This is a genomic window from Ruminococcus sp. AF37-20, from assembly GCF_003460465.1.
Lineage (GTDB): Bacteria > Bacillota > Clostridia > Oscillospirales > Ruminococcaceae > Hominimerdicola > Hominimerdicola aceti.
This window is the reverse complement of sequence record NZ_QTVE01000020.1, coordinates 1-14299: the sequence shown is the minus strand read 5'-3', so window position 1 is coordinate 14299 and position 14299 is coordinate 1. Positions and strand designations below refer to the sequence as shown.

The 14299-nt window shown below is 44.9% G+C and carries 9 protein-coding genes and 1 riboswitch; all 9 genes read left to right on the top strand.

Annotation, left to right across the window (positions count from 1 at the left end; all coding sequences use genetic code 11):
- The first annotated feature begins 13 nt into the window (after positions 1 to 13).
- The 9 genes from DW015_RS10935 to DW015_RS10895 all read left to right on the top strand — a co-directional run bounded on the left by DW015_RS10935 (position 14) and on the right by DW015_RS10895 (position 14067).
- On the top strand, positions 14 to 1000 hold the full coding sequence (locus tag DW015_RS10935) for a LacI family DNA-binding transcriptional regulator (RefSeq protein ID WP_117905660.1): 987 nt from the start codon (positions 14 to 16) through the stop codon (positions 998 to 1000).
- A gap of 182 nt (positions 1001 to 1182) precedes the next feature.
- The gene (locus DW015_RS10930; RefSeq protein ID WP_117905659.1) at positions 1183 to 3120 is read left to right on the top strand and encodes a PTS beta-glucoside transporter subunit IIBCA; all 1938 of its coding nucleotides are present in this window, start codon (positions 1183 to 1185) and stop codon (positions 3118 to 3120) included.
- A gap of 55 nt (positions 3121 to 3175) precedes the next feature.
- The gene (locus DW015_RS10925) at positions 3176 to 4546 is read left to right on the top strand and encodes a glycoside hydrolase family 32 protein (protein WP_117905658.1); all 1371 of its coding nucleotides are present in this window, start codon (positions 3176 to 3178) and stop codon (positions 4544 to 4546) included.
- 14 nt (positions 4547 to 4560) lie between these two features.
- Positions 4561 to 5514, top strand: coding sequence for a carbohydrate kinase (locus DW015_RS10920; RefSeq protein ID WP_117876811.1), 954 nt, complete (start codon positions 4561 to 4563; stop codon positions 5512 to 5514).
- A gap of 275 nt (positions 5515 to 5789) precedes the next feature.
- Positions 5790 to 7286 carry a sodium-dependent transporter gene (locus DW015_RS10915; protein ID WP_117905657.1) on the top strand — a complete coding sequence of 499 codons (1497 nt, stop codon included), beginning with the start codon at positions 5790 to 5792 and terminating at the stop codon, positions 7284 to 7286.
- Positions 7287 to 7661: 375 nt separating this feature from the next.
- Positions 7662 to 9932: an ABC transporter ATP-binding protein gene (locus DW015_RS10910; protein ID WP_117905656.1), complete on the top strand. Its 2271-nt coding sequence runs from the start codon at positions 7662 to 7664 to the stop codon at positions 9930 to 9932.
- 16 nt (positions 9933 to 9948) lie between these two features.
- A complete protein-coding gene (locus DW015_RS10905; RefSeq protein ID WP_181979911.1) occupies positions 9949 to 10491 on the top strand; it encodes a DUF1854 domain-containing protein in 543 nt (180 codons plus the stop codon).
- 35 nt (positions 10492 to 10526) lie between these two features.
- A complete protein-coding gene (locus DW015_RS10900; protein WP_117905654.1) occupies positions 10527 to 12707 on the top strand; it encodes an ABC transporter ATP-binding protein in 2181 nt (726 codons plus the stop codon).
- Between the two features lie 46 nt (positions 12708 to 12753).
- Positions 12754 to 12825: riboswitch (Fluoride riboswitch) on the top strand.
- 42 nt (positions 12826 to 12867) lie between these two features.
- Positions 12868 to 14067, top strand: a complete 1200-nt coding sequence (locus tag DW015_RS10895) for a cation:proton antiporter (RefSeq protein ID WP_117905653.1) — start codon at positions 12868 to 12870, stop codon at positions 14065 to 14067.
- The last annotated feature ends 232 nt before the right edge of the window (positions 14068 to 14299 follow it).

Here is a 14299-nt window from a genome sequence, read left to right as displayed (position 1 = left end):
GGAGTGACGAGAAATGAACATTACCGAATTTGCAAAAGCCGCAGGAGTATCAAAATCTGCTGTGAGCAGATATTTCAACGACGGCTATGTGAGCGAAGAAAAGCGCAGGCTTATTGAAGCCGCCATAGAAGCCACAGGCTATGCCCCAAGCGTTCAGGCGCAGAACGTGAGAACAAGGGTGACAAAGCTTGTGGGAGTTATTATACCGAAGCTTTCAAGCGAGAGCTGTGCAAGAGAGGTGGAGGGAATAAGTCAGGTACTCAGTGAGCAGGGCTATCAGCTTTTGCTTGTGAACTCTGCCAACGACCCAAAGAAAGAAGTGGAATATCTGGAGCTTTTCCGAAGCAATCGTGTTGACGGAGTTATCTTTTTGGCTTCTGTTTTCACTCCGCTCCATGATGCTGTGCTGAAAAAAATGCGTGTGCCGGTGGTAATTGTGGGACAGGAATACAAGGGTGCAAACTGCGTTTGTCATGACGATTACAAAGCCGCCTATACCGCAGAGAAGCTTATGCTTGACAAAGGCTGCAAAAAGCCCGCTTTTATCGGTGTTACCGAGCAGGACAAGGCGGCAGGTCAGGCAAGAAAAGACGGGTTTCTCCACGCCCTTTCTGATAACGGCATCAACATTGAAAAGTCTGATATGCAAACGGCTGAATTTAAAATGGACTCAGGCTACAAAAAAGCTTTGACATTACTGAGAAGTGGCAGAAGGTACGACCACATTTTCTGTGCCACCGACAATCTTGCCGCAGGCGCGCTCCTTGCCTGCCGTGAGCAGGGATTGAAAGTACCGGAGGATATACTGATAGCAGGTATTGGCGACTCTCAGCTTTGTAATGTCACGTCCACTCCCCTGACATCTGTGCATTTTCATTATCGCACCGCAGGCATAGAAGCGGCACAAATGCTGCTCAATTCTCTAAAGCGAGAAAGCTCTATACCAAGAACGCTGACGCTTGATTTCGAGCTGGAAGAACGTGAGTCCACAGAAAAATAATGTGAAACTGTGTGAAACATTATAATACCGCCTTGTAAGTTTATATTATTTGTCAATAGACAAATGCACTGCCATGGGTTATAATATAGTTAATGAAATCGGTATCACATAAATGATGAAACTGATAAAATAACATAGTTCGGACAAAATAATAATAATAAACAAGCAAAGGACGGGATATTATGGATCACAGAAGTTCAGCTCGTGAGATACTTTCTGCTATAGGCGGAAAGGAAAATCTGGTCAGTGCCGCACACTGCGCCACAAGATTAAGACTTATAATCGCAGACAACTCAAAGATACAGAAGGATACCCTGGAGAACATTGATGTTGTAAAGGGCGTTTTTGAAGCTTCTGGACAGCTTCAGATCATCATAGGCACTGGAACGGTAAACAAGGTCTATGATGAATTTATCGCAGAGGCAGGCGTGGAAGCCTCTTCAAAGGACGAAGTCAAGGCTCAGGTGGCTCAGAAGCAGAACTGGTTCAAAAGACTTATCAAAACTCTCGGCGACGTATTCGTACCTATAATCCCTGCTATCGTTGCAGGCGGTCTTATCATGGGAATAATGGAAGCCTTGAATTTCATGGCTTCAAACGGCTTTATATCTCTTGACACAAATGGATATGTTTTCACAATATTCAAACTGCTTTCAAATGCAGCGTTCACGTTCCTGCCCATACTTATTGGCTATTCTGCAACTAAGGTGTTCGGCGGCAACCCTTACCTTGGTGCGGTAATAGGAATGTTCCTTATCCACCCCGACCTGCAAAACGCTTGGACAGTTTCCACAAACGGATATGAGCAGACGTTCTCCATATTCGGTCTGTTCAACGTTCACATGGTAGGCTATCAGGGTCATGTAATTCCTATCATCATCGCTTCATTCATTCTTGCGACTATGGAGAAAAAGCTTCACAAGAAAGTGCCTGACATAATCGACCTTTTCGTTACACCTCTTGTGAGCCTTACAGTAACAGCTTTCCTCGTTTACACCTTTATCGGTCCTGTATTTGTTGCCCTTGAAAATGGCATTATCACAGGCGTTCAGAAGCTCATCACTATCCCATTCGGCATTGGTTCGTTCATAATGGGCGGTTTCTATTCAACAACAGTTGTTGGCGGTATACATCATATGTACACTGTTATCGACATTGGTCAGCTTGCTAAATACGGTGCGACCTATTGGCTGCCTCTGGCATCTGCCGCAAACATGGCTCAGGGAGCTGCCTGCCTTGCAGTGGCAGTAAGAAGCAAGAACAATAAGATAAGATCAATGGCTTATCCTTCTGCACTGTCTTGTATGCTTGGCATCACAGAGCCTGCAATATTCGGTGTAAACCTTAGATTTGTAAAGCCTTTCATATTCGGCTCTATCGGCGGCGCTTGTGGAGCAATGGTCGCTTCTATCCTCCACCTTGGCGCAACTGCAACAGGTGTAACAGGAATATTTGCAATACTTCTTACACTCAACCACCCAGTAAAGTATATAATCTCAATGGCTGTAGCAATGGGCGTTGCATTCACTCTTACTTGGCTTTTCGGCACGAACAACGAGCAGATAAAAAACGAGAACAAGCCTTCCGAAAACAAGACAGAAAAGGCTGAACAGCCTGCACAGGCTATCGAAACAAAGGCTGAAAATGCAGACGTAGCAGATGACGGCATTATCACAGCTCCGCTTAGCGGCAAGGCTGTAAAGCTTGAAAACGTTCCTGACCAGACCTTTGCGCAGGGCATACTTGGTCTTGGTGCGGCAATAGAACCTACCGAGGGCAAGATCGTTGCACCTGGCGACGGCAAGGTTGAAACGCTTTTTGACACTTTCCATGCAGTTGGTTTGACACTTGACAACGGCAAGGAACTTCTTATCCACGTTGGAATAAACACTGTTGAGCTTAAAGGCGAGGGCTTCAAGGCTTACGTTTCTGAGGGCGACAGAGTAACAAAGGGACAGACGCTTATCACTTTCGATATGGACTTTATAAAGAGCAAGGGCTATCAGACTATCACACCTGTTCTTGTGGGCAATTCAGACGAATTTACATCTGTTGAGGAGCTTGCAGAAGAAGGCACAGAAGTGACTATAGGAGATAAGCTAATAAAGGTAAACGCATAAAGCACAGAAAAACTGTCAATAATCATAATCAACGCATTAAAAGGAGAGGATATAAATGGATAACAAAGAAAAACTGGAAAACAGAGAAAGAATAAAGAACGCAAAATGGCGTCAGAGATTTCATATCGAACCGCCTGACGGCTGGCTAAATGACCCGAACGGTCTGAGCTTTTACAAGGGCGAATATCATGTTTATTTTCAGTACAGCCCAATAGCCGCTGACGGTCACACACCGAGAGGCTGGGGACATTATCACGGCAGCGACCTTATGCACATGACTTATGACAGAGCAGTTATGATGCCTGACATTCCTGAGGACAGCCATGGCGTTTACTCAGGAAGTGCCATTGAAAATGACGGTGTTCTGCATATTTTCTACACAGGTAATGTGAAGATGATAGGCGATTATGATTATGTCAAAGCCGGCAGAGGTGCGAACGTTATCCACGTCACCACCACAGACGGAAGCAAAATGAGTGAAAAGCAGGTACTTCTCAGAAACAGCGACTACCCTGATTTCTGCTCATGCCATGTGAGAGATCCAAAGGTGTGGAAAGAGGGCGACGCATGGAAAATGGTGCTGGGTGCAAGAACTTTTGACGACGAGGGCTGTGTGCTTGTATACGAATCTGACGATCTTATAAACTGGAAATACACCGGCAAGGTATACAAAGAGGGCTACGGCTATATGTGGGAATGCCCTGACTATTTCGAGATAGACGGCAAGGGTTTTTTAAGCACCTGCCCGCAGGGTATGCCTCACTATGAAACAAAGTGGCAGAACCTTAACGAATCAGGCTACTTCCCTGTTCAGGGCAAGCTTGAGGACAGCGTTCTAGGCGATTTCACCGAATGGGACATGGGCTTTGACTTCTATGCGCCGCAGACATTTCTTGACCCACAGGGCAGGAGAATACTCATAGGTTGGCTTGGCATGGATAACAAGGCATACGGCAATGCCACAACTGAGCTTGGCTGGCAGCACTGCCTTACCATACCGAGGGTCGTAACAGTTGCACCCAACGGCAAGCTCAGACAGCAGCCTATAGCTGAATTTGACGAGCTTAAAAGCAACGCACGCCGTCAAAGCAGCGGTCAATCTGCAGAATATCCTCTGCCATTTGAGCTTGACGGTGAGCCTGCGGACAGTTTCAGCATATTCCTTGACGGCAAGCTGGAACTTGGCTTTGATAAAGAGAAAAAGCTCTTTACAATGAAATTTACTGACGAAAAATACGGCTGCGGCAGAACGGTAAGAAACGCAGAGATAGACAACGTGAGAAACATAAGAGTTATCGCAGATATGTCAAGCATTGAGGTATATATCAATGACGGCGAAACTGTGATGTCAACAAGAATATATCCCGATAATGACAGCGTAAAGCTTAAAGTAAACGGCTTTGAGGCACAGGTCTGGGACATCTGAGAGGAGGAACTGCAATGGGAAACACACTTTTTGCCATAGGCGAAGCACTGATAGATTTTATCCCTGCACAGACAGGCTGTGCTTTTGAGGAGGTAACGGCTTTCAGCCCTAAAAGCGGCGGAGCACCTGCAAACGTCTGCGGAGCGTTCACTATCCTTGGCGGAAGCTCGAAATTTATCACTCAGCTTGGTGATGACCCATTCGGAAGAAAGATAGCAGGCGACCTTGCAAGGGCTGGAATCGACACTTCCCTTGTGAGCTTCACCGACAAGGCGAACACAGCTTTGGCTTTTGTGAGCCTTGAAAATGACGGCAACAGGACGTTCTCATTCTACAGAAAGCCCTCCGCAGATATGCTTTTTTCAGCGGAGCAGGTAAAAGAAGAATGGTTTGAGGACGCATACGCACTGCATTTTTGCAGTGTTTCCCTTGGAGATTTTCCGATGAAAGACGCACACAAAAAGGCTATCGCCTATGCACGTCAAAAAGGTGCAATGATAAGCTTTGACCCTAATCTGCGTTTTCCTCTTTGGAACGACAAGAAAGCTCTGCATGATACTGTGAATGAGTTTATACCAATGGCTGACATTGTGAAGATATCAGACGAAGAGCTTGGATTTATCACAGGTGAAAACGACATCAAAGCCGCTCTGCCAAAACTTTTCACGGGCAATGTGAAGCTTGTGATATACACCTGCGGCTCAGAGGGAGCATATGCTTTCACAAAGAACGCTCAGGCATTTGCAGAGAGCGAAAAAGTGAAAGCCGTTGACACAACAGGTGCAGGAGACGGATTTATAGGCTCGTTCCTATATGCACTGAAAACTCTCAGCGTGACCGCCGAAGGTCTTTGTGACCTTGACAATGCACAGCTAGAACGCTGTATAGCGTTTTCAAATAAATTCTGCGGTGAAAGCGTTAAACATCAGGGCGCTATCGACTCCTACAGAAAAATAGAATTTGTATAAATATAAATTTGTATAATAGTTATCCTTCCTATAATCAATTTCCTTATGACAAAGCCTTCCCCTATGGGGAGGGTTTTTGTTTTCGGCAAATTTTCACAAAACATTTTGCAGTATATGTAGGGGACGGCGCCCTCGACGTCCCGCTTTTGCGTTTTTGAAAGGCTTGTTTTTTAACACGTTTTAGCATAGTAATATGATACTTTGTGAAAATTTGACAAAAGATAAGATATACTATATAATAGAGATTGTATGACTATTTTTACAGGAGAATTATTATGAACGAAAATAAAAACAGAGCAACCTTTCAATCCCGATTGGGATTTATACTTGTGTCCGCAGGGTGTGCCATTGGTCTTGGCAACGTGTGGAAGTTTCCATACATCTGCGGACAAAACGGCGGCGGAGCTTTTCTGTTCCTATACATTATCTGCCTTGTGCTGTTGGGACTGCCAATACTCATATGCGAATTTGCCATAGGCAGAGGAAGCAGCCGAAGCCTTTCTCAGGCTTTCAACCGACTTGAAAAGCCCGGTAGCCGATATCACTGCACAAAATACACGAGCATTGCAGGAAACTATCTGCTCATGATGTTTTACACCATGGTCACAGGCTGGATGTTATACTATGCTTTTAAATACGCCACTGGCTCGTTGGACGCTTCAAGCACAGCGGCAACGGCTGAGGCTTTTAAGGATATGCAGGCTTCACCGTGGCTTATGCTCATATTCTCGGCTATCGTTATCATACTTTGTATCGGTGTTTGCGCACTGGGATTGCAAAACGGCATTGAAAAGGTAACGAAATTTATGATGATACTGCTTATGGCGCTCATGGTGGTACTGGCGGTGAACTCTATCAGGCTGAAAGGCGCTTCTGAGGGGCTTAAATTCTTTCTTGTGCCGGACTTTGACGTCTTTAAGGAAAAAGGCTTCACATCAGTGCTTTTCGCCGCAATGACTCAGGCGTTTTTCACACTAAGCATAGGCATAGGCACAATGGAGATATTCGGAAGCTATTTGAAAAAGGACCGCACTCTTGTAGGCGAGTCTGTGAACGTTATCGTTCTTGACACTGCCGTGGCTGTCGTTGCGGGACTTATCATAATCCCTGCCTGCTTTGCATACGGCATCGAGCCTGACTCAGGTCCGTCACTGCTGTTCATTACTCTGCCTAACGTTTTCCACCATATGGCTTCAAGCCGCTTGTGGGGAATATTCTTCTTCATCTTCATGTCATTTGCGGCGCTTTCCACCGTTATCGCAGTGTTTGAGAACATTATCACAATGTCGGTGGAACTGTGGGATTGGAGCAGAAAAAAATCACTTATTGTAAACCTTGTGATGATACTTGTGCTTACAATGCCTGCTGTGTTTGGTTTTAACCTGCTGAAAAATATCCAGCCAATGGGCGCAGGCTCGACTATCATGGACCTTGAAGACTTCTTGGTGTCGTCGAATCTTCTGCCACTTGGCTCTCTTGTGGGAGTGCTTTTCTGCGTTCGCAAAAACGGCTGGGGCTGGGAGAACTTCATCAAGGAAGCCAACACCGGCAAGGGCAAGCATATTCCAAACGGCCTTCGCAGCTACATGGCCTACGTTGTGCCTGCACTTATCTGTTTCATCTACCTCAAAGGATACTATGACACATTCTCAAACAGAAGTCTGCCTGTTCTTATTGGTTGGATGTGCTTTGCGGTGATACTTCTTGTGCTGATATTCTGGGCAGCTTTCTCAAAAAGCAAAAAAAATTTGGAAAATCCTATTGACAAATAGAAAGTTTGGTTATATAATAAACCTTGCGTGATGTTTCACAAAAATTCGTATAATGATAAACGCTATAAAAATAAACTGAAAGGTGGTGGGTGAAATGAGAAATATTCTTTTCGATCTTCTAAAGACTAACGAGAATATAGGCCTTGCAAATAATGTAAGTTCAATATGCCTTTCAGATGTCATTTTGCCTGCCCTTATTACCAAAAGCTAATGAGATTTTTATCAGCTTTCTGGATATTATACTGCAGAACTATTGCGACCTCTGATATCAGGTATCAGAGGTCTTTTTTTGACCTGTTATAGGCAGTTACATTATGCGAATTTACAGAATTATATCGGAAGAATATGAAATTTATCCCGAAAAGGAGGGAATACATGAAGTTTTTTGACGTTTTGCCACAGCTTGCAGAAAACGAACTGCTAAAGCGTGGAGTTATGACTGACGAGCTGCTTTACTGCGTAAAAGCTGACCTTGACGGTGAGGGCGGATATGTGGACGTATACATAACTTTCACAAAAGACACCCTTTGCATACTCCGTGGCTATGAAGAATACGGAAAAATGAAACGTGGGCAGAAGAGAAAAAATCTCGTAAGCTTCACAGTATCAGGCTATGATGAATACCCCATAGACAGCATTGAAGAAATGTTTGTTGACCGCTATGCAAATTCCGCAAGACTTATGATAAAGGACAAGTCCGACAAGGAGTTTCCTATAGCAAGGTTTTCACTTGGCTTTGCTGACAAATTCGAGAAATTCAGCCAGCGTGTGAACTGCACAGCCAAGAACGAGCCTATTGACGACCGCCTGCTGGAAGGAGTAAAGACCCACTGCCCTACCTGCGGTGAGCCTTATCCTGACCCTAACCGCCCTGTCTGTCCGAGATGTGTAGACAGACGCTCGGTGTTCAAACGCCTGCTTTCTATGTTCGGTGAATTTAAGGGTGCGGTATTTCTCATACTGCTCACCATAGTTTTAAGCAACGTTTTCGCAGTGCTTTCGCCGATATTCGGCTCTCAAATGCTCTATGATGATGTGCTTGCGGAAAACGGAAAATACTATGGCAAGATACTCATGATAGTAATGCTCATCGTGGGCATAAACATTGCAGGAATGATAATGCGTATCATTTCAGGCATTATAACCTCAAAGGTCGTGCCTGTTGTTACGCACCGGCTTAGGGTGAAGATATTCTCCTCAATGCAGCGGCTTTCCCTTGACTTTTTCACAAGCAAGCAGACAGGCTCGCTTATGTCAAGAGTTGACCGTGACAGCCAGAATATCTACTGGTTTTTCACGGATATAGTGCCGTATGGTCTTACAAACGTAGTAAAAATAGTGGGTATTGCAGTAATAATGCTCACAATTTCGCCACTTCTGTCACTTGGTATAATCCTCACTATCTCGGTGATAGAGATAGTTCAGCACCAATTTTACAAAAGCCAGCGCAAGCTTTACCGCAAATATGACGTTGCAATGCGTTCTGCAAACTCGGTGCTGTCTGACGTTATGAACGGTCAGCGTGTGGTAAAGGCTTTCGCCCGTGAGGACAGAGAGATAGAACGCTATAGGGTAAAAAACACTGACGCATTTTTAATAAACTCAAGGATAAACTCGCGAATAGCAAACACTATCCCTGTTATATGGACGTTCTATAGGATAGTGAACAAGCTTGTTTTCTGCCTCGGCGCAGTGCTTGTTATAAAAGGTCACATACTATTCGGCGCACTTTCAGCACTTATTTCCTATACCGAAATGGCTATGGATCCTATCAACTTTTTCACATGGATAGGCGACCGCTGGGCAAAATGTATGGACGCCGCGTCAAGAATGTTTGAGATAATGGACGCTCTGCCTACTGTAAAAGAGGACGAACACCCTGTTCACATGGAAAACATGAGGGGCAATATCGAGCTTAAAAATGTATCCTTTGAATATGAAGCAGGTCACCCTATCATAAAAAACGTTTCTTTCAAGGTTCAGGCCGGACATATGTTTGGAATCGTTGGTAAAACAGGCGCAGGAAAATCCACTATCATAAACCTTATGGCAAGGCTTTATGACGTAACAGGCGGTGAGATAACCATTGACGGTGTGCCTATCAGGAAGATAGCTTTTGACGATCTGCGCAGAAATATCGGTATAGTTTCTCAGGAAACTTTCCTTTTCATAGGGTCGATAGCTGACAATATCCGCTATGCAAACCCTGACGCCACCATGGAAGAAGTTATCGAAGCGGCAAAGTCCGCAAACGCACATGAGTTTATAACAAAGCTCCCTGAGGGCTATAACACTAAGGTCGGCGAGGGCGGAATATCCTTGTCAGGCGGTGAAAAGCAGAGAATATCTATCGCAAGGGCTATCATTCAGAAGCCTAATATACTTATCCTTGACGAAGCGACCGCTTCCATGGACACAAGGACAGAACGAAAGATACAAGCCGCTATCGACAATCTGAAACAGGGCAGGACGATTATTTCTATCGCACACCGCCTTTCAACTCTCCGTGACGCTGATATGCTCTGCGTTATTGAAAACGGCGAGCTTAAAGAAATGGGTACACATGACAAGCTCATAAAAGAAAAAGGCAAATATTTCGAGCTTTACAAACTGCAATCTGAAGCATTGCAGTTCATAAACGAATAGTAAGGAGATGAACACAATGGCTGAAAATATTACCGCTGAGCAGGAGGTTTATGAGGTCGATAAGCTTAATTTGCTTGACTGCAAAAAAATACGCCTTGCAAAGGAAGAAAGCGGTTTTCTTACCCTCGATTATGAGGGCAGGACTTATCACAAGGTAAACCCCACAAGACTCATACCATTTTACTCAAAGACCACCTACATAAGCCTTTCATACGAAAATACCGAAAAAGAATTCCGTGAGATAGGCGTTATAAAAGATATGGCGGAGCTTGACGATGAGCAATACAAGCTTCTTGACAGCTATCTTGAATACAAATACTATATGCCTGAGATAACAAAGGTCTACAGCATAAAGGACAATATGCGTGGTGCGATATTTGTCAAAGCTGACACCACTTCAGGACAGAAAACTATCTGTATCCGTGACTGGTATCAGAATTTCAGAATGATAGGCTATGATTATCTTTACGTCAACGACGCAGACGGCAACAAATATTTCTGTCCTGACATTCACAAGCTTGACAGAAAAAGCCGTCAGGTGCTTGAAATGTACACCTAAAAGGTGTTAGACCACGCTGAAAGGAGTGTGAAAATATGGATCTAAAAACTTCCCTGCCGCAGAATGCTCCGACAGACATTGTTTACTCCCTGCCTGCGAACTTCACCCGTGAGGGCGACAAAATGGACGGACATTTCTGTGTGACAAAAGAAAAAATATACGTTTACAGCGGCAGTGAGATAACACTTGAATACAGCATAGGCGATTTTTCCGAGTTTGAGTGCAGACAGCAGATAGGCACTTCAATGGCTCAGGGAACGCTGAAAAGCGGTGAAACTATCTGCTTCTGCGGTTTTTCGCAGGATCAGTTTCTCAGATACGCCGAGCTTATGAAGCTTCTTGACCACTGTTTGCGCACAGGCGAGCTTATGGAGATAACTGACACGGAAGAGCCTGTCTGCCCGAAATGCGGTCTGCCGCTGGAGGGCGCAAAGGAATGTATCTACTGCACAGGCAAGGGCAAGACAATGGTCAAGCTCATAAAACGCATTGCGCCATACAAGAAATATTTTGCGATCGCAGTTATATGCACGATACTTTCCGAGCTTATTTGGGTGCTTGCGCCATATCTTGACAGAGTTATAATCGACAAGTATGTTACCCCGAAAAACACCCATTGGGCAGGACTTGCAGGAGTTATCATCACTATCGTCACCCTGCTGCTTTTGGCAGGAGTGTTTGAGTTTTTCAACATGAAAAACAGCTTCAAGGTCGCACTCAATCTGGGACGTGACCTTAGGCAGGAGATATTTGAAAAGTCACAGCAGCTTTCCATGAACTCCATATCAAAGCGAACAGCAGGCGAGCTTATCAACCGTGTTTCAAGCGACGCCGCAAAGCTTGAGGACTTCATCACTGCAAACGGCAAGGACGCCATAGTAAAAATACTTTCCCTTGTGATAATAGGCATACTGCTTTTTATCATGGACTGGCGGCTTGCGCTTATGACAGTTTTGCCTGTGCCGATAGTTTTCATAATAGTGCAAAAGCTTTTTGACGCCATGGCGATACGCTACACAAAGGTATGGAAAAACGGCGTTTCTCATGGAGAAACTTTGCATGATATTTTAAACGGCATAAGAGTTGTAAAGTCCTACGGCAACGAGGTAAGGGAGATACAGCGCTACACAGAATGTTCCCAACGCTGGGCGAAAAGCTGCGTTCGTGCGGAAATGATGTGGTATCTCACCATTCCTGCCTCAGAATTTATCCTCACCATTGGTAACTTCTTCGTACTGTATTTCGGTGGAAACATGATTCTCGACCACACCATGACATTAGGTCAGCTTATACAGTTCACCACCTACGTTGCAATGCTTTACGAACCTATACGCTGGCTCATACAGATACCGAGAAATCTTGCGGACACCTCAGTTTCCGCAGGCAAGGTCTTTGAGATACTTGACGAGGACACTGACGTTCGTGATTGTGATGACCCTATTGACCTTGACATTCAAGGCGATATCGAATTTGACGGCGTTTATTTTGGCTACAAGGTATACAATCCTGTGCTGAAAGACATAACCTGCAAGATAAACAAGGGCGAAATGATAGGCATTGTGGGACACTCAGGTGTGGGAAAATCCACAATGATAAATCTTATTCTCAGGCTTTATGACTGCACACAGGGAGAGATACGCATTGATGGTGTTAACATAAAGGATATTGCACAGCACAGCCTGCGTTCACAGGTGGGCGTGGTGTTGCAGGAAACTTTCCTTTTTGACGGAAACGTACTTGAAAATATAGCATATGCAAAGCCTGACGCTACCTTTGAGGAGGTAATAAGGGCAGCGAAAATTGCGAATGCACATGACTTTATCACAAAGCTCCCTGACGGCTACAACACCCGAGTGGGCAACAAGGGCTATCAGCTTTCGGGCGGCGAACGTCAGAGAATTGCCATTGCAAGAGCGATACTCCATGACCCTAAAATAATAATACTTGACGAGGCGACGGCTTCTCTTGACACTCAGACGGAAAAGCAGATACAAGACGCTTTGGGCAAGCTCACAAAGGGCAGGACGACAATTGCCATTGCTCACAGACTTTCCACCCTCAGCAACGCCGACAGGCTTATCGTCCTTGACAAGGGCAGACTTGCAGAGTTCGGCACTCACGCTGAACTTATGCAGAAAAAAGGCGTATACTACAAGCTTGTTATGGCTCAGCGCCAGGCCACAAAAATGAAAAAAGTTCAACCGCAGACCTGTTAAGCACTTGACATTATCACGGCAATGTGGTAAAATACAATAGTAAAATCTCATATCGGGGAATGATGTTCTCCCCTGGGAAACCTAAACCGCTTATTAAGCTGATGACTTCTGTTTTTTACGCAGGAGTTGTCAGCTTTTTTGACTTTTGGGAGGTATAATTATGTTATTTTCACTGGCTGTGATCTTTCTTGTGGGGCTGTCAGCCGCCGCCATTTTTCAGGCTATCGGTCTGCCGAGGATAATCGGTATGCTTGCAACGGGCATCCTCACAGGCACTTACGTTCTCGATCTGCTGGATCCTAAGATACTTGGCATATCCTCAGAGCTTCGGCAGATAGCCCTTATCATTATCCTTATCAAAGCAGGGCTGTCACTCAATTTGTCTGATCTGAAAAAGGTGGGCAGACCTGCGGTCATGATGTCATTTCTGCCTGCAAGCTTTGAGATACTGGGATATTTTATCCTTGCTCCGCTGCTTCTTGGGATAAACCACACGGAAGCCGCTGTTATGGGTGCGGTGCTTGGTGCGGTATCCCCTGCGGTGGTAGTGCCGAGAATGGTGAAGCTTATGGAAGAAAAATACGGCACTGAAAAAAGCATACCGCAAATGATACTTGCGGGAGCTTCATGCGATGATATTTTCGTTATCGTGCTGTTCTCCACATTCGTAACAATGGCGCAGGGCGGCTCTGCAAAGGCGACGGATTTTCTCAATATCCCCGTGTCAATAATCCTCGGAGTGCTTCTCGGCTCGCTATCAGGGTTTGTGCTTTTCTATATTTTTGAAATATCCTACCGCAAAGGTAACAAAATAAGAAACAGCACAAAGGTCATCGCCATCTTGGGCTTGGCATTCCTGCTCATGTCAGTGGAAACATTTTTGAAGCCTTATGTGGCTGTATCGGGACTTCTTGCAGTTGTGGCAATGGCTTGCGTGATAAAAATAAAGGCTGACAAAAGCGTGTCTGCAAGGCTTTCAGAAAAGTTCGGCAAGCTTTGGATAGCCGCTGAAGCTGTGCTTTTTGTCCTTGTTGGTGCGGCAGTGGACATACGCTACACCCTTACGGCAGGTGCGGCGGCTGTGCTTCTTATTTTCGGAGCGCTTATTTTCAGAGCCGTGGGCGTATGGATATGTCTTCTCGGCACGAAGCTGACGCTGAAAGAAAAGCTTTTCTGTGTAACGGCATATATGCCAAAGGCGACAGTTCAGGCGGCTATCGGCTCAGTGCCGATGTCACTTGGTCTGCCCTGCGGAAAGATAGTGCTTTCTGTGGCTGTGCTTGCGATCCTTATCACCGCACCCCTTGGTGCAATAGGCATTGACCGCAGCTATAAAAGGCTTCTTGCACACGAGGAGTAAAGTGGCGTAAAATAGGCGATTGCGGCACTCTCTGCACATTTTATGAGTGAATAATTTTTGATTTCACACATTTTATGAGGGAATGATTTTTGATTTCACACATTTTATGAGTGAATAATTTGAGCATTTGCACATTTCACGAAATATTCTGATCACATTGCATAAAAAAATCGGCACGACCAAATCTGAACTGACCCCAAAAAGTTAGACAAAGATTCAAAAGAAAATTTAT